Below are 17,426 nucleotides of genomic sequence, written 5' to 3' on the forward strand. Positions count from 1 at the left end.
ATGACCTATCGCAACCCGCCGACGACGCCGCGCAAATCCGCGACCTTCGACGACTACACGCTTTCCGAAATCCGCCGCGCCGCGGCGACCGGCATCTATGACATCCGGGGCGCCGGCGCCAAGCGCAAGCTGCCGCATTTCGACGACCTGCTGTTCCTCGGCGCCTCGATCTCGCGCTATCCGCTGGAAGGCTATCGCGAGCGCTGCGACACCTCAGTCGTGCTCGGTTCGCGCCATGCCAAGAAGCCGATCGAGCTGAAAATCCCGATCACCATTGCCGGCATGAGCTTCGGCTCGCTGTCCGGGCCGGCCAAGGAAGCGCTCGGGCGCGGCGCGACGCTGTCGGGCACCTCGACCACGACGGGCGATGGCGGCATGACCGAGGAAGAGCGCGGCCATTCCAAGCAACTGGTCTACCAATATTTGCCCTCGCGCTACGGCATGAATTTGCGCGATTTGCGCCGGGCCGATGCGATCGAAGTTGTCGTCGGCCAGGGCGCCAAGCCCGGCGGCGGCGGCATGCTGCTTGGCCAGAAGATTTCCGACCGCGTCGCCGAGATGCGCACGCTGCCGAAGGGCATCGACCAGCGCTCGGCCTCACGCCATCCCGACTGGACCGGCCCGGACGATCTCGAGATCAAGATCCTCGAACTACGCGAAATCACCGACTGGGAAAAGCCGATCTACGTCAAGGTCGGCGGCGCCCGCCCCTATTATGATACCGCGCTGGCAGTGAAGGCCGGCGCCGATGTCGTCGTCGTCGACGGCATGCAGGGCGGCACGGCGGCGACGCAGGAAGTGTTCATCGAGAATGTCGGCCAGCCGACGCTCGCCTGCATCCGGCCGGCCGTGCAGGCGCTGCAGGATCTCGGCATGCACCGCAAGGTGCAGCTGATCATCTCCGGCGGCATCCGCAACGGCGCCGATGTCGCCAAAGCGCTGGCGCTCGGCGTCGACGCGGTCTCGATCGGCACCGCGGCGCTGGTCGCGCTCGGCGACAACGATCCCCGCTGGGAGGCGGAGTACAACGAGCTCGGCACCACAGCCGGCGCCTATGACGACTGGCATGAGGGCCGCGACCCCGCGGGCATCACCACGCAGGACCCTGAGCTGATGAAGCGGGTCGACCCGGTGGCGGCCGGACGCCGGCTGGCGAACTACCTCAAGGTGATGACGTTGGAGGCTCAAACCATTGCCCGCGCCTGCGGCAAGAACAGCCTGCACAATCTCGAGCCCGAGGATCTCGTCGCGCTCACCATCGAAGCCGCCGCCATGGCCGGCGTGCCGCTCGCCGGCACCAACTGGATACCGGGGAAGAACGGCTTCTAGAGCATGATCCCGAAAAGTGGAATCCGGTTTTCGGAAAAGATCATGCTCAAGCCAAGAAACAGCACATCCAAAATACCATAAGCGAGGAACTATAATGGGGAACGATCTCGCCGCATTCGCCAAAGAGAACGGCGTCAAATATTTCATGATTTCCTACACCGACCTGTTCGGTGGCCAGCGTGCCAAGCTGGTGCCGGCACAGGCGATATCAGACATGCAGAAGGACGGCGCCGGCTTTGCCGGTTTCGCCACCTGGCTCGACCTGACGCCGGCGCATCCCGACATGCTGGCGGTGCCGGATCCGGACTCGGTCATCCAGCTGCCATGGAAGAAAGAGGTAGCCTGGGTCGCCGCCAACTGCATCATGGACGACAAAGAGGTCGACCAGACGCCGCGCAACACGCTGAGGCGGCTGATCGCGGAGGCCGCCGGCGACGGGATGCATGTCAAGACCGGCGTCGAGGCCGAGTTCTTCCTGATCTCGCCGGACGGCAGCGTCATATCAGACCAGTACGACACGGCATCAAAGCCCTGCTATGACCAGCAGGCGGTGATGCGCCGCTATGACGTCATCGCCGAGATCTGCGACCACATGCTGGCGCTGGGATGGAGCCCCTACCAGAACGACCACGAGGACGCCAACGGCCAGTTCGAGATGAACTGGGCCTTCGACGACGCGCTGGCGACCGCCGACAAGCACTCCTTCTTCAAGTTCATGGTCAGGTCGGTCGCCGAAAAGCACGGCCTGCGTGCCACCTTCATGCCAAAGCCCTTCCAGGGCCTGACCGGCAATGGCTGCCATGCCCATATCTCGGTGTGGGACAAGGCTGGCAAGACCAACGTCTTTGCCGACAATTCGATGGAGCTCGGCCTGTCGGCCAAGGGCAAGAATTTCCTCGGCGGCATCATGAAGCACGCCTCGGCCCTGGCCGCCATCACCAACCCGACGGTCAATTCCTACAAGCGCATCAACGCACCGCGCACGATCTCTGGCGCGACCTGGGCGCCGAACACGGTGACCTGGACCGGCAACAACCGCACCCACATGGTGCGCGTGCCCGGACCCGGCCGCTTCGAGCTGCGGCTGCCCGATGGTGCCGCCAACCCCTATCTGCTGCAGGCGGTGATCATTGCCGCTGGTCTGGACGGCATCCGCTCCAAGGCCGATCCCGGCAAGCGCTACGACATCGACATGTACCAGCACGGGCACACGGTGAAGGGCGCGCCAAAACTGCCGCTCAACCTGCTCGACGCGCTGCGCGAGTTCGACAAGGACAAATCGCTCAAGGCGGCGCTGGGTGAGGAATTCTCGTCGGCTTATCTAAAGCTGAAGCACCAGGAATGGAATTCCTATGCTTCGCACTTCACGCAATGGGAGCGCGACCACACGCTGGATATCTGATGTCCGGTTTGGGGCGAGCGACCTCGGAATGAACGTATGAAATACTCGATCTTCTCGCTCGCCCGTGCCGCCTTGTCCGGCCACAAGAACTGGCAGCGCACCTGGCGCGACGCCACGCCGAAGGATCGCTACGACGTGGTGATCATCGGCGGTGGCGGCCATGGCCTGGCCACCGCCTGGTTCCTCGCCAGCGAATACGGCATCAAGAATGTCGCCGTGCTGGAAAAAGGCTGGATCGGCTCCGGCAATGCCGGCCGCAACACCACCATCATCCGCTCCAATTACGGCCTGCCCGGCAATACCGGCTTCTACGAATTGTCGATGAAGCTCTGGGAGCGCATGGAGCAGGATCTCAACTACAATTCGATGGTCAGCCAGCGCGGCGTCATCAACCTCTACCATTCCGATGCGCAACGCGATGCCTATGCGCGGCGCGGCAACACGATGCGCATCAACGGCATCGATGCCGAACTGCTCGACCTCGCCGCGGTCAAGAAGATGATACCGTTCCTGAACTACGACAATGCGCGTTTCCCCGTGCAGGGCGGATTGCTGCAGCGACGCGGCGGCACAGCGCGGCACGACGCCGTGGTTTGGGGCTATGCCCATGCGGCGAGCGGGCTCGGCGTCGACATCATCCAGAATTGCGAAGTGACTGGTTTCGTCAGGGACGCCAATGGCAAGGTGACCGGGGTCCAGACTTCGCGTGGCAAGATCGGCGCCGGCAAGGTCGGCATGGCCGTCGCCGGATCCTCGTCGCGCGTCGCGGCGATGGCGGGCTTGCGCCTGCCGATCGAAAGCCATGTGCTGCAGGCCTTCGTCTCCGAGGCGATCAAGCCGCTGATCCCCGGAGTCATGACCTTTGGCGCCGGCCATTTCTATGTCAGCCAGTCCGACAAGGGCGGACTGGTCTTCGGCGGCGACATTGACGGCTACAATTCCTACGCCCAGCGCGGCAACATGCCTGTAATGGAGGATGTCTGCGAGGGCGGCATGGCGCTGATGCCGATGATCGGCCGCGTGCGGCTTTTGCGCCAGTGGGGTGGCATCATGGACATGTCGATGGACGGTTCGCCGATCATCGACAAGACGCCGGTCGACGGGCTCTATCTCAACGCCGGCTGGTGTTATGGCGGTTTCAAGGCAACGCCGGGTTCCGGCTTTGTCTTTGCCCATCTGCTGGCCCGCGACACGCCGCACGAGGAGGCAGCACGGTTCCGCCTCGACCGCTTCCGGACTGGTGCCATGATCGACGAAAAGGGCCAGGGCGCCCAACCGAACCTGCACTGAGGACGGTCACATGCGCATCACCTGTCCCTTCTGCGGCGAACGCGAACTCGGCGAGTTCACCTATCTCGGCGACGCCAAACCGGTGCGGCCGGTGGCTGGCGCTTCGGAAGATGAGGTCTTCGACTACGTTTATCTGCGCGACAACATCGCCGGCGTGATGAGCGAGAACTGGTATCATGGCGGCGGCTGCCGGGCGTGGCTGAAGGTCACCCGCAACACGCTGACGCATGAGATTTCGGCGATCGAACCGGCGGCCGGTGCCGGTGCCGCGAAGGTTGGCGCGTGATGGCCGGCGCACAGACAAACCGGCTGGACAATGGCGGTCTCATCGACCGCTCGGCGCCGCTGAACTTCCGTTTCGACGGTAAGAGCTTTTCCGGCTTCCAGGGCGACACGCTCGCCTCGGCGTTGATTGCCAATGGCGTCAAGCTGGTCGGCCGCTCGTTCAAATACCATCGCCCGCGCGGCATCCTGACCGCTGGCTCGGAAGAACCCAACGCGCTGGTCGAACTGCGCACCGGCGCCCGGCGCGAGCCGAACACCAAGGCAACGACGGCGGAGCTCTACGAGGGGCTGGAAGCCGCCAGCCAGAACCGTTGGCCGTCGCTGCGCCACGACGTGATGTCGGTCAACCAGCTGTTCGCGCCGATCTTCGTTGCCGGCTTCTACTACAAGACCTTCATGTGGCCGGCGAAATTCTGGGAAGCGATCTACGAGCCGGCGATCCGCCGCGCCGCCGGCCTTGGCCGCGCTGCGGGCGTTGCCGATCCCGACCACTACGACAAGGCCTGGGCGCATTGCGATGTGCTGATAGCGGGTTCCGGTCCGGCCGGCCTTGCCGCGGCGCTCGCCGCCGGCCGCAGCGGTGCCCGCGTCATTCTCTGCGAGGAAGATTTCACGCTTGGCGGCCGCTTGCTGTCGGATGGCGGTACGATCGATGGCCTACCGGCCACCGAATGGCTGTCACGGACGCAGGCTGAGCTGGCAGCAATGCCCGATGTCCGCATCATGACCCGCACGACGCTGTTCGGTGTCTATGACGGCGGCACCTATGGTGCGCTGGAGCGGGTCAACGACCATCTGCCCTCCCCGCCCGAGCATCAGGTGCGCCAGCGGCTGTGGCGGATCGTGGCCAAGCGCTGTGTGGTCGCCGCAGGCGCCCTTGAGCGGCCGATCGTCTTCGCCGGCAACGACACGCCCGGTGTGATGATGGCTTCGGCGATGCGAACCTATGTCGGACGCTACGCCGCCGCTCCTGCAAAGCGCATCGCGCTGTTCACCAACAATGAGGATGGCTGGCGCACGGTCGAGACGGCACTCGGTGCCGGACTGCAGATCGCGGCGGTGATCGATGCACGGGCTGACGTCTCACCCGCTCACCGCTCGCTCGCCTCCAAGGGCGGCTTTACAGTGCTGCATGGCTCCGTCAGCGGCGTCGAAGGCGGCAAGGATGGTGTCAGGAAAATCGCGGTGTCGCTGACCGGCGGCGCACGCGCCCAAGTCGAGGCCGACGGGCTTGCCGTTTCCGGCGGCTGGAATCCCGCGGTCGGGCTGACCTCCTACCATCGCGGCCGGCCGAAATGGCGCGACGACATCGCCGCCTTCGTCCCGGATGGCGCGCCTCCCGGCATGGTCGCCGCCGGAGCCGCCAACGGTGCCTTCGGCCTTGGCGCCTGCCTGGCTGAAGGGTTCGCCGCAGGTTCTGCGGCGGCGCGTGATGCCGGGCGTGCCGGCAAGACCGGCTCAGCGCCACTCGCCGACGACGAAGCCTTTTCGTTGACGCCGCTCTGGCACGTCGCCAGCAAGGGCAAGGCCTTTGTCGACTACCAGCACGATGTCACCGCCTCCGACATCGAACTGGCCCAGCGCGAAGGTTTTGAATCGGTCGAGCATCTGAAGCGCTACACCACGCTCGGCATGGCGACCGACCAAGGCAAGACCTCGAATGTCGCCGGTCTCGCCATCATGGCCGCGGTGAGCGGCCGATCCATCCCCGAGACCGGCACGACGATCTACCGGCCTCCTTACGTGCCGGTCGCCATCGGCGCCTTCGCCGGCCACCACCGCGACGAGACTTTCCATGCAACACGGCTGACGCCCTCGCATCACTGGGCCGCCGAACAGGGTGCCGTCTTCGTCGACACAGGTCTCTGGAAGCGGGCGCAATGGTATCCGCGCGCTGGCGAAAAGGACTGGCTTGACTCGGTGACGCGCGAGGTCAAGGCGGTGCGCGGCGGTGTCGGCTTCTGCGATGTCTCGACGCTCGGCAAGATCGACGTGCACGGCCCGGACGCCGGCGCCTTTCTCGACCGCGTCTATATCAACACCTTCTCCAATCTCGCCGTGGGAAAAGCCCGTTACGGGCTGATGCTGCGCGAGGACGGCATCGTCTATGATGACGGCACGACGTCGCGGCTGGCCGAAGACCATTATTTCCTCACCACCACCACGGCCAAGGCCGGGCTGGTGATGCAGCATCTCGAATTCTGCCGGCAGGTGCTGTTTCCCGAACTCGATGTGCAGCTGACTTCGGTCTCCGACCAATGGGCGCAGTTTTCCATCGCAGGCCCGAAGACACGTGATCTGCTTCGGGAAATTGTCGCCCCTGCCGAGGACCTTTCCAATGAAGGTTTCCCGTTCATGGGCGCGCGGGAAATCGCTTTGCGCGGCGGCATCAGGGCAAGGCTGTTCCGCATCTCCTTCTCCGGCGAGATGGCGTTCGAGATTTCGGTGCCGGCGCGCTACGGCGAGGCGATGGCGCGCAATCTGATGCTGGCCGGCAGACAGTTCGGCGTCACGCCTTACGGCACCGAGGCGCTCGGCGTCATGCGCATCGAAAAGGGTCACATCGCCGGACCGGAACTGAGCGGCACGACGACGGCGGCCGATCTTGGCCTCGGCAAGATGATGTCGACCAAAAAGGATTTTATCGGCCGCGTCATGGCCGGCCGCGAAGCGCTGGTCGCGCCGGACCGGCAGGTCGTGGTGGGCATCAAGCCGACGGACAGAGCGCGCCGGCTGCGCTCCGGCGCACACATCATCCCGAAGGGGCAGACACCCGGACCAGGCAACGACCAAGGCTATGTCACCTCGGTCTGCTTCTCGCCGACATCAGACCAGTGGATCGGGCTGGCTCTAGTCGAGCGCGGCCGCGAACGCATCGGCGAGATCGTCCATGCGCACGATCCGATACGCGGCGAAGACTATGATGTCGAACTCTGCAATCCCGTCTTCTACGATCCGGATGGAGGGCGCCAGCGTGGCTGAATTTTCCTGGGACATCCGCAGTCCGCTTGAGCGGGCGCTTGTTGCCGGACCGTATGGTGCGCATGGCGATGCCGGCGTCTCGCTGACCGAGGTGCGAAATTTCGACCTCGTCCAGGTGATGGCGCGGCGCGGCAAAGCGGCGGAGATGAGCAAGACTGCCAAGGGCAGGTTCGGCGTTGCAGCTCCGGAACCGCCGAAGGCAGTCGGCACGGCGGATGCTACGTTGATCTGGTCCGGGCCAGACCAGTTTTTTGTCTTGTCCAAGGGCGGCAAGCATGGGACGGGAGCGCTTGCGCCTGCCTTTACCGCATCGGCATCGCTCTCCGACCAATCGCATGCACGGTCGCTGATCAGCATCTCCGGCGCCAAGGCGCGCACGATGCTCGCCAAGCTGTCATCAATCGATCTGCATCCGGCGGCATTCCCCACCGGTGCGGCTGCTGCGACCTCGATGGATCATACCAGCGTCACGCTCTGGCGGGGTAATGATCGGTCGGATGGGCAGGCGGTGTTCAACCTCCTGGTGTTCGCGACTTTTGCCGAGAGCCTGTGGCATACGATGCTCGATTCTGCTGCGGAGTATGGCGTCAATATCAAGCATTCCGAGGAATTTTAGATCGCCAATTGTAGATCTCGGCGCCGCCCCTCATTGCCCTGCCGGGCATTTCTCCCCGTGAACGGGGAGAAAGAGGCTGGCCGTTACGCCGCGCCACTTCCGCAGCGCTGGTGATTGGCGAAAGCGGAGATCGGAGCGTCCTTCGCCCCGTTTACGGGGAGAAGATGGCGGCAGCCAGATGAGGGGCGGCGCCGACGTTCGGAAGATAAGGCTGAGCAACGAATTCATACCTTTGTTCACATCCGGCCCGCCACCTTCGCCTTGCCAAACGCGACGCCCCTGCTATTCTTGCTGCTAAAATAATTTCACGCACAGGCAAACTTGTTTCTCGAACCGCAAGGCTGAGATGAGCCAGTCGCCCTACCCCACAGTCACAGCCGGAGCGCCGCGCCCGAGCCTGATCCTGAGGCCCGGCCAGATCGCGCTGCCGCCGGGGATGGAGCGCTATACGATCCAGGGCAATGGCGCGGTGCTGATCGAGGTTGAGGCCGGCGACACGATCACGGTTCGCAATGTCGAGGGCGGCCAGGCCTGCGAGTTGCTGGCCTGGGACAAGTCAGGCGCCACCGACCCCGGCATCTTCGGCGAGAAATCCAACAGCAATGCCGCCGGCATCAAGGCGTTGTTGACCGAGGGCGACGACAGTATCGGCGCGTTGCGGCGCGGCATTGCGCGCCGGCAGGTGCAGCTCGACCAGGCCAAGGCTGTGCGCGTGTTCGGCGCCATCACGCCTGCCGGTACGGAACAAGCATTCACGGTCACGTGTGACGGCTCCATGGTCATCGCCGCGCCCGGCGGGCCGATGCTCGTCGATGGCCACGACACGGCGACGCCGCTCACCGTCATAGTGCGCCGCGCCACGATCCGCCTGAAAACAAAATCGCAGCTTGCCGATCCCCTCGCCGATCCGGTGCTCGATCTGCGCGTCCATTCGGCGACGGCGGAATCCTATTTCGTCAAGGCCGGCGATTATCTGCAGATCATCGATGTCGAAGGGCGCCAGTGCACCGACTTCCAGTGCTTTTCGGCGCGCAAGCTGGACAAGGGCCTCGACCATCCGCTCGACGTGACGACGACGCGCACGCTGATGGGATCAAGCTATCCGATGCCCGGCCTGCACTCGAAATATTACGACCAGGACATGGAGCCGCTGGTCGAGGTGGTGCAGGACACATGCGGCCGGCATGATGCCTTCGCGCTCGCCTGTGCTGCCAAATATTACGACGACATCGGCTATCCCGGCCACACCAACTGCTCGGAGAATTTCAACGGTGCGCTGGTCGGCAAGGGCGTCAATCCCCGCGCCGGCTGGATGGCGATCAACTTCTTCTTCAACACGGCGATCGACGCGCATGGCGTCATGGTCTCCGACGAGCCATGGTCGCGACCCGGCGACTATGTGCTGCTCAGAGCGCTGACCGACATCGTCTGCGTCTCCTCGGCCTGCCCTGACGATACGACGCCGGCCAATGGCTGGGATCTGACCGACATCCATGTGCGGACCTATTCCGGCCAGCACAAATTCTCGCGAGCAATCGCCAGACGCATGACGCCCGATTCGGAACCGAAAATGACCCGCGAGACCGCTTTTCATTCGAGCTTTGCCAAGCACACCCGCAACTTCTCGGAGTATAGGGGCTACTGGCTGGCCAATTCCTTCGCCAGGCAAGGCCCCATCGACGAATACTGGGCCTGCCGGCAGGATGCCGTGATCATGGACCTGTCACCGCTGCGCAAGTTCGAGGTCACCGGCCCGGATTCCGAAGCGCTGCTGCAATACACGCTGACCCGCGACGTGAAAAAACTCGGCGTCGGCCAGGTCGTCTATTCCGCCATGTGTTACGAGCATGGCGGGATGATCGACGACGGCACGCTGCTCAGGCTCGGCAAGGACAATTTCCGCTGGGTCGGCGGCGACGATCTGTCCGGCGAATGGCTGCGCGAAACGGCGAAAAAGCTCGGTCTCAATGTGCTGGTGCGCTCGTCGACCGACCAGATGCACAATGTCGCCGTCCAGGGGCCGAAGAGCCGTGACATCCTGCGAGAGGTGATCTGGACCTCGCCATTGCAGCCGTCGATTGACGAGCTTGAATGGTTCCGTTTCGCTGTTGCCCGGATCGGTGGCGGCAACGGCATTCCGGTGGTCGTCTCGCGCACCGGCTATACCGGCGAACTCGGCTACGAGATCTGGTGTCATCCGCGCGACGCCGAAAAAGTGTTCGACGCCATCTGGGAGGCCGGCCAGCCGCACGGGCTGAAGCCGATGGGCTTGCAGGCACTCGACATGGTGCGCATCGAGGCGGGACTGATCTTCGCCGGTTACGAATTCTCGGACCAGACCGACCCGTTCGAGGCGGGCATCGGCTTCACCGTGCCCTTGAAGACCAAGACCGATGACTTCATCGGCCGCGAGGCGCTGATCCGGCGCAAGGAGAACCCGCAGAACAAACTGATCGGGCTCGACATCGACAGCAATGTCGCCGTCGGCCATGGCGACTGCGTCCATGTCGGCCGCGCCCAGATCGGCGTCGTCACATCGGGCATGCGCTCGCCGGTGCTGAACAAGAACATCGCGCTGGCCAGGCTCGACGTCACCCATGCGGCCATCGGCACGGAGGTCGAGATCGGCAAGCTCGACGGCCACGCCAAGCGGCTGCCGGCGCGCGTCGTCGCCTTCGCCCATTACGATCCGCAGAAGACCAGGCCGCGCTCCTGAGCGCGGCTTTCCGGACAGGCAAACCCTCGCTTCGGCAGTGCCGCAGGATGTATTGCGGCGTGCGCGCGCAAGCGTGATGTGCACGGCGTCACAAAACGCTTGACGTGAAAGCGCGCCGGATCAATCTTCACTCTTAAGAAAAAAATACGACTGAGTGGAAACACCGGAGTCGTACGGTCATGTGCCGGGGAGCAAGCTTCGCGAAGTCGAGGCATCGCCGGCGGGGAACACTAGAAAAGGGGAAGTCACTGACATGAGCACCATAAGCACGGCCCTCGAGCAGCCTGCCGAAAGCAAGCTGCTCAGGCATATCGACTGGCGCGGCGCCTTCTGGGTGGCGAGCGGCGTTCCGGCGCTGGTCCTGTTTTCGATCGGCGGCATCGCCGGTACCACCGGAACGCTGGCCTTCCTGATCTGGACGGTGTCCATGATCATGGGTTTCCTGCAATCCTTCACCTATGCCGAGATTGCCGGCCTGTTCCCGAACAAATCGGGCGGCGCCTCGATCTACGGCGCCACCGCCTGGCTGCGCTATTCCAAGTTCATCGCGCCGCTGTCGGTGTGGTGCAACTGGTTCGCCTGGTCGCCGGTGCTGTCGCTCGGCTGTTCGATCGCCGCCGCCTATATCCTCAACGCGCTGGCGCCGGTGCCGCTGTTCACCGAGACCTCGGCGGAAGTCGTCGCCTATATCGCGGCACATGCCGGAACGGCGCCCGCCGACGCGATTGCTGCGGTGACGACCGCCGCGACACCGGCCATCCGCAACTGGACGCTGTACAGCCATACGCTGGGCCCGGTCTCCTTCACGCTCAACGCGACCTTCTTCATCGGCGCGGTGCTGATGTTGATCATCTTCTCGATCCAGCATCGCGGCATCCTCGGCACCGCCAATGTGCAGAAATATATCGGCCTGCTGGTCATCATCCCGATGCTGATCGTCGGCGTCGTGCCGATCTTCACCGGGCAGATCAACTGGGCCAATTTCTCGCCACTGGTGCCGCTGGCCGCCGCCTATGCGCCGGACCCCGGCGCCTGGAACATCGCTGGCTGGACGCTGGTGCTCGGCGGCATGTTCATCGCCGCCTGGTCGACCTACGGCTTCGAAACGGCCGTCTGCTACACCTCCGAATTCAAGAACCCCGGCACCGACACTTTCAAGGCCATCTTCTATTCTGGCCTGCTCTGTATGCTCCTGTTCATCCTGGTGCCCTTCACCTTCCAGGGTGTGCTGGGCCTCAACGGCATGCTGGCGACACCGATCGTCGACGGCTCGGGTGTTGCCGACGCGCTGGCCGGCATGGTCGGCGGCGGCAAGCTCATCCACAGCCTCTTGGTGATGCTGATGATCCTGGCGCTGGTGCTGTGCATCATGACAGCGATGGCCGGCTCCTCGCGCACGCTCTACCAGGGCTCGGTCGACGGCTGGCTGCCGCGCTATCTCAGCCACGTCAACGAACATGGCGCGCCGACGCGGGCCATGTGGACCGACCTCTGCTTCAACCTGATCGTGCTGGCGATCGCCTCGGCCGACGCGACGAGCTTCTTCTTTATCCTCGCCGTGTCGAACTGTGGCTACATCATCTTCAACTTCCTCAACCTCAATGCCGGCTGGATCCACCGCATCGACAACGGCCATATCGCGCGGCCATGGAAGGCGCCGAGCTGGCTCTTGGGCATCGGGGCGATCTTCGCCTATGTCAATGCGATCTTCATGGGCGCCGGCGCCAAGGTGTGGAACCCGATGGCGCTGTGGGCCGGGCTGATCACCGCAGCGCTGATCATCCCGGTGTTCTGCTTCCGCCACTACATCCAGGACAAGGGCAAGTTCCCCGACCACATGCTGGCCGATCTCGGCATGAGTTCGGCCGATCTCAAGGTCAAGAAAGCGGGCATGCTGCCCTATCTGACGCTGGTCGCCGGCGTGGCGGTGATGCTGATCGCCAACTGGCTGTTCGTCATCTGACAGGCCGACTTAACAGGCATCGGGCGCGCTTCGGCGCGCCCGATGCTTTTCTTCAGCCAGCCTTGCGGACCGCCGCCTTCGGGTCTTCGAAGAACCGGTTTGGCGGCCGCTTCAAGCCGAGATTCTCGCGCAGCGTCGATCCCTCATACTGCCGCCTGAAGATGCCGCGCCGCTGCAGCTCGGGCACCACCTTCTCGACGAAATCATCGAGCCCGGCGGGCAGATAGGGAAACATGATGTTGAAGCCGTCCGACCCCTCAGTGACCAGCCATTCCTCCATCTCGTCGGCGATGGTTTGCGGCGTGCCGACGAAGGCGAGGCCGGAATAGCCGCCCAGCCGCTGGGCAAGCTGGCGCACGGTCAGATTTTCGTTGCGGGCCAGCTCGATGACGCGCTCGCGGCTGCTCTTCGAGGCATTGGTTTCCGGTATATCAGGCAGAGCGGCGTCGGGATCAAAGGCCGACGCGTCATGTCCAAGCGCGATCGACAGCGAGGCAATGCCGCTCTCGTAATAGACCAGGCTGTCGAGCTTCGCCCGCTTGGCCCGCGCTTCCTCGACACTGCCGCCGACAATGACGAAGGCGCCAGGCAGGATCTTGATGTCGTCGCGCGAGCGGCCGAGCTTTTGTGCACGGCCTTTGACGTCGGCGAAGAAGCGCTGCCCGGCGGCAAGATCACCGTGGGCAGCGAAAATCACCTCGGCCCTCTCGGCGGCCAGCTGGCGCCCCGCCTCCGAGGCACCAGCCTGGACGATGACCGGCCAGCCCTGCACCGGCCGCGCAATGTTGAGCGGGCCGCGCACGGAGAGGTGCTCGCCCTTATGGTCCAGCACGTGCAATTTGGCGGGATCGAAATAGAGCCCGCTTTCAGCATCGCGGATGAAGGCATCGTCGGCAAAACTGTCCCACAGGCCGGTCACGACATCGTAAAATTCCCGCGCCCGGTGATAGCGCTCGTCATGCTCGACATGTTCGTCCAGCCCGAAGTTCAGCGCGGCATCCGGGTTGGACGTGGTGACGATGTTCCAGCCGGCGCGGCCGCCGCTGATATGGTCAAGCGACGCGAAGCGGCGGGCAATGTGATAGGGCGCGTCGAAGGTGGTCGACGCGGTGGCGACCAGCCCGATATGGTCGGTGACGGCGGCCAGCGCCGACAAAAGCGTGAACGGCTCGAACGACGTCACCGTGTGGCTGCGCCGCAACGCCTCGATCGGCATGTTGAGCACAGCCAGATGGTCGGCCATGAAGAAGGCGTCGAACTTCGACGCCTCCAGCGTCTGCGCGAAGCGCTTCAGATGCGCGAAGTTGAAGTTGGCGTCGGGATAGGCGCCGGGATAGCGCCAGGCGCCGGTGTGCAAGCTGACCGGGCGCATGAAGGCGCCGAGTCGCAATTGCCGTTTTTCTGCCATGGGAAGACACCCTGATGAGGACGAGCGTTACCGCTCCAGTGTAGCGCAGGATGGGACCGCTTTGCGGTCCTGGGAAGGAATTCTGTTTTGCAGAATCCTCTCCGGAGAGCATTTTCATCGGCGTGACGGACCGACCGTCACACGGCATCATCCGCCATCGCCGACGGCGGATGATGCGATAAGACCGCCCTATTCCGCGGCCAAGGCCAGTTGCGGCCGCTCGGCGGGCAGCTCCGGCTCGGCCGCCTGCTCACTATTCACCACCTTCTTCGGCTCACGGCCGAAGAAGAGGGCGTAGCCTGCCGGCAGCACCAGGATGGTCAGCACGGTGGCAACCATGATGCCGCCCATCATGGCATAGGCGAGCGGCCCCCAGAACACGGCGCGCGAGATCGGGATCAGCGCCAGCACCGCCGTCATCGCCGTCAGCACGATCGGCCGGAAACGCCGGACAGCCGAGCCGATGATGGCCTCCGAGCGCTCCATGCCTCTGGCGATGTCCTGGTCGATCTGGTCGACCAGGATGATCGAGTTGCGCATGATGATGCCGAGCAGCGCGATGACGCCGAGGATGGCGACGAAGCCGAACGGCGCGCCGCTGATCAGCAATGCTGCAGCCGCACCGATGATGCCGAGCGGACCGGTGGCCAGCACCAGCATCGCCTTGCCGAAATTCTGCAGCTGGATCATCAGCAGCACGACGATGATGGCCAGCATGATCGGCGCCTTGGCGGCGATGGACGCCTGGCTTTCGGCCGAATCCTCGGCACCGCCCTGGATCTCGATCTTGTAGCCGGGCGCCAGGCCGTCGCGCAGGCCCTGCATGTCCTTGTACAGCTTGGTGACGACGTCATTGGACTGCACGCCGTCAGGCAGCGTCGCCCGCACGCTGATGGTCGGCAGGCGGTCGCGCCGCCACTCGATGCCTTGTTCGAGCACCGGCACCACCTTGGCCACCTGCGACAGCGGCACGAAGCCGCCGAAATCGGTCGGGATATAGACCGAGTCGACCGAGGACAGCAGGCTGCGGCTGGCATCCGGTTCGCGGGCGACGATGGACACCGTCTCCTCGCGGTCACGGAAATCGTCGAGGGACGCGCCGGACATCGATGCCTGCAGCATCTGGCGGATGCGCTGCGAGGTGACGCCGAGCGCGCGGGCACGGTCCTGGTCGATGACCAGCTTCATTGCCGGCACGGGTTCGAGCCAATCGTCATGCACCGCGCCCAGCAGCGGATCCTCGCGGAATTTCGCCTTCACCTGGTCGGCGATGCGGCGCACCTCCTGGCGATCCGGACCCATGACGCGCATCTGCACCGGCCAGCCGGTCGGCGGTCCGAGGAACAGGCGATCGACCTTGGCGCGGATCGAGGGGAAATCCTGCGCCAGAACGGTACGCAGCTTGACGATCAGCCGCTCGCGCGCCGGCTCGTCATTGGCCATCACCAGCATCTGGGCGAAGTTCGGGTTGCGCAGCTGCTGATCGAGCGGCAGGAAGAAGCGCGGCGCGCCTTCGCCGATATAGGTGGCGATGAAGCGCTTGTCCTTGTCGTCCATCATCTTGGCTTCAAGCGCCTTGGCCTGCACCTCGACCTCCTTGATGCTGGTGCCTTCCGGCAGCCAGAGATCGACGAGGATTTCCGGACGTGACGATTGCGGGAAGAAGTTCTGCGGGATGAACTGGAACGCCCACAGGCTGGTACCGAAGGTTACCAGCGTCATGACCAGAACGATGATGCGATGGCGCACCGCCCAGCCGACGGTCGAACGAAGCCGGCGATAGAAGCGCGTATCGAAGGCATCGTGATGGCTGCCGGCATGCTTGCGCTGCTTGAGGATCATGTTGCCGAGCCATGGCGTGAAATAGACCGCGACGAACCATGACACGATCAGCGCGATGCCGACGACATAAAACAGAGTGCGCACATATTCGCCGGCCGTCGAGGCAGCGAAGCCGACCGGGATGAAGCCGGCGGTGGTGATCAGTGTGCCGGTCAGCATCGGGAAAGCGGTCGATGTATAGGCGAAGCTCGCGGCCTCGATCTTGACCAGCCCCTCCTCCAGCTTGCGCTCCATCATCTCGACAACGATCATGGCGTCGTCGACGAGCAGGCCGAGCGCGATGATCAGGGCGCCGAGCGAAATGCGCTGCAGGTCGATGCCGAGCTCGTACATGATGGCGAAGGTGGCTGCCAGAACCAGCGGAATGGCAATGGCGATGACCAGGCCCGAACGCCAGCCGATCGACAGGAACGAGACGACGAGCACGATCAGCAGCGCCTCGCCGAGCGCATGCATGAATTCGGCCACCGCATCCGTGACGACGCCCGGCTGGTCGGAGATCTGATCGACCGACACGCCATAAGGCAGCGCCTCTTCGAAGCGCTTGTAGGTCGCCTCGACGTCCTTGCCGACATCGGTGACTTTAAAACCCTTGGCCATGACGACGCCAAGCTGCACGCTGTCATGACCGTTGAAACGGTATTTGCGCTGGAAGGGATCTTCGAGCCCCGAGGTCACGGTGGCGATGTCGCCAAGCCGGGTGACCTGGCCGCCGGCGCGCAGGCGCAGTTCCCTGATGTCGGCAGCCTTGGTGACGTCGCCTTCGACGGAGATGCGCACCGAATTGACGCCGGTGTCGACGGACCCGGCCGGATCGACATTGTTCTGGCCCTTGATCGCGTTCTGCAGGTCGGTCAGCGTCAGGCCGCGCTCGGCCAGCGCCTTGGATGAAACGTCGATATAGAGTTTTTCCGGCTGGTCGCCGATGATGACCGCTTTCTCGACGCCGGGCGTCGTCAAAAGCATGTCGCGCGCCTGGATGGCGAATTTCTTCAGCTCGGGATAGCTGAAGCCGTCGCCGCTGATCGAATGCAGCGTGATGAAGGTGTCGCCGAACTCGTCGTTGAAATAGGGGCCGAGCAGGCCTTGCGGCAGGTCACCTTGGATATCGCCGACCTTCTTGCGCACCTGATAGAAGGCGTCCGTCACCTCGGCGGCGTTGGTGTCGCCCTTGATCTGCACGGTGATGATGGCGCTGCCGGCGCGGGTGAATGAGCGCACGAAGTCGAGATGCGGCGTTTCCTGCAGCTTGCGCTCGATCTTGTTGACGACCTGGTCCTCCATCTCCTGGATCGAGGAGCCCGGCCAGATCGCCTGTACGACCATGACCCGGAAGGTGAAATCCGGGTCTTCCTTCTGGCCCATGCGCATCAGGCCAAGCGCACCGGCGATGATGATCAGCCCGAACAGGAAGCGCGCGATGGAGGGATGGCCGATGGCCCAGCGCGACAGGTTGAAAGGCCGCTTTTCTTCAGTGGAGGTCGTCATCGGTGCTGGTCCACTTTGCTTGGTTGCCGGCGCCTGGTGCTTCGAAGAAGCGCGGCGCGAGAAACGAAATCATCTGCGTTCGATCTGGCTTCCGGGCGGCGAGGC

General features: G+C 64.0%; 10 protein-coding genes. 8 read left to right on the forward strand and 2 right to left on the reverse strand.

Features of this window, described 5'->3' with window-relative positions:
* The 8 genes from DBIPINDM_RS07115 (at nucleotide 1) to DBIPINDM_RS07150 (ending at nucleotide 12,583) form a co-directional block, all read left to right on the forward strand.
* Entirely contained in the window at nucleotides 1-1,329 is a 1,329-nt protein-coding gene (locus DBIPINDM_RS07115) for an FMN-binding glutamate synthase family protein (RefSeq protein WP_027034102.1), read from the forward strand.
* Nucleotides 1,330-1,423: 94 nt separating this feature from the next.
* Nucleotides 1,424-2,731 (forward strand): type III glutamate--ammonia ligase, encoded by a 1,308-nt coding sequence (glnT, locus tag DBIPINDM_RS07120; RefSeq protein ID WP_258585068.1) that lies wholly within the window; start codon nucleotides 1,424-1,426, stop codon nucleotides 2,729-2,731.
* 36 nt (nucleotides 2,732-2,767) lie between these two features.
* Nucleotides 2,768-4,021 carry a sarcosine oxidase subunit beta family protein gene (locus DBIPINDM_RS07125; protein ID WP_258585069.1) on the forward strand — a complete coding sequence of 418 codons (1,254 nt, stop codon included), beginning with the start codon at nucleotides 2,768-2,770 and terminating at the stop codon, nucleotides 4,019-4,021.
* Nucleotides 4,022-4,031: 10 nt separating this feature from the next.
* Entirely contained in the window at nucleotides 4,032-4,307 is a 276-nt protein-coding gene (locus tag DBIPINDM_RS07130; protein ID WP_258585070.1) for a sarcosine oxidase subunit delta, read from the forward strand.
* Nucleotides 4,307-7,288 (forward strand): sarcosine oxidase subunit alpha, encoded by a 2,982-nt coding sequence (locus DBIPINDM_RS07135; protein WP_258585071.1) that lies wholly within the window; start codon nucleotides 4,307-4,309, stop codon nucleotides 7,286-7,288. The genes DBIPINDM_RS07130 and DBIPINDM_RS07135 overlap by 1 nt, the downstream gene beginning before the upstream one ends.
* A complete protein-coding gene (locus tag DBIPINDM_RS07140; protein ID WP_258585072.1) occupies nucleotides 7,281-7,904 on the forward strand; it encodes a sarcosine oxidase subunit gamma in 624 nt (207 codons plus the stop codon). Before DBIPINDM_RS07135 ends, DBIPINDM_RS07140 begins: the two co-directional genes overlap by 8 nt.
* Nucleotides 7,905-8,250: 346 nt before the next feature.
* Nucleotides 8,251-10,620, forward strand: coding sequence for a DUF1989 domain-containing protein (locus tag DBIPINDM_RS07145; protein WP_258585073.1), 2,370 nt, complete (start codon nucleotides 8,251-8,253; stop codon nucleotides 10,618-10,620).
* Between the two features lie 253 nt (nucleotides 10,621-10,873).
* Nucleotides 10,874-12,583 carry an APC family permease gene (locus DBIPINDM_RS07150; RefSeq protein ID WP_258585074.1) on the forward strand — a complete coding sequence of 570 codons (1,710 nt, stop codon included), beginning with the start codon at nucleotides 10,874-10,876 and terminating at the stop codon, nucleotides 12,581-12,583.
* Nucleotides 12,584-12,635: 52 nt separating this feature from the next.
* On the opposite strand, the gene DBIPINDM_RS07155 is transcribed toward DBIPINDM_RS07150, so the two are convergent.
* Together DBIPINDM_RS07155 and DBIPINDM_RS07160 are read right to left on the reverse strand one after the other, a co-directional pair.
* Nucleotides 12,636-13,991: an LLM class flavin-dependent oxidoreductase gene (locus DBIPINDM_RS07155; protein ID WP_258585075.1), complete on the reverse strand. Its 1,356-nt coding sequence runs from the start codon at nucleotides 13,989-13,991 to the stop codon at nucleotides 12,636-12,638.
* 189 nt (nucleotides 13,992-14,180) lie between these two features.
* Entirely contained in the window at nucleotides 14,181-17,321 is a 3,141-nt protein-coding gene (locus tag DBIPINDM_RS07160) for an efflux RND transporter permease subunit (RefSeq protein ID WP_258585076.1), read from the reverse strand.
* Nucleotides 17,322-17,426 lie beyond the last annotated feature (105 nt).

The organism is Mesorhizobium sp. AR02 (assembly GCF_024746835.1).
Classification (GTDB): domain Bacteria; phylum Pseudomonadota; class Alphaproteobacteria; order Rhizobiales; family Rhizobiaceae; genus Mesorhizobium.

Excerpts from the sequence above, each read along its gene's own strand:
- DBIPINDM_RS07115 (WP_027034102.1), top strand. The coding sequence starts at position 1 with ATGACCTATCGCAACCCGCCGACGACGCCGCGCAAATCCGCGACCTTC.
- glnT (WP_258585068.1), top strand. The coding sequence starts at position 1,424 with ATGGGGAACGATCTCGCCGCATTCGCCAAAGAGAACGGCGTCAAATAT.
- DBIPINDM_RS07125 (WP_258585069.1), top strand. The coding sequence starts at position 2,768 with ATGAAATACTCGATCTTCTCGCTCGCCCGTGCCGCCTTGTCCGGCCAC.
- DBIPINDM_RS07130 (WP_258585070.1), top strand. The coding sequence starts at position 4,032 with ATGCGCATCACCTGTCCCTTCTGCGGCGAACGCGAACTCGGCGAGTTC.
- DBIPINDM_RS07135 (WP_258585071.1), top strand. The coding sequence starts at position 4,307 with ATGGCCGGCGCACAGACAAACCGGCTGGACAATGGCGGTCTCATCGAC.
- DBIPINDM_RS07145 (WP_258585073.1), top strand. The coding sequence starts at position 8,251 with ATGAGCCAGTCGCCCTACCCCACAGTCACAGCCGGAGCGCCGCGCCCG.
- DBIPINDM_RS07150 (WP_258585074.1), top strand. The coding sequence starts at position 10,874 with ATGAGCACCATAAGCACGGCCCTCGAGCAGCCTGCCGAAAGCAAGCTG.
- DBIPINDM_RS07155 (WP_258585075.1), bottom strand. The coding sequence starts at position 13,991 with ATGGCAGAAAAACGGCAATTGCGACTCGGCGCCTTCATGCGCCCGGTC.
- DBIPINDM_RS07160 (WP_258585076.1), bottom strand. The coding sequence starts at position 17,321 with ATGACGACCTCCACTGAAGAAAAGCGGCCTTTCAACCTGTCGCGCTGG.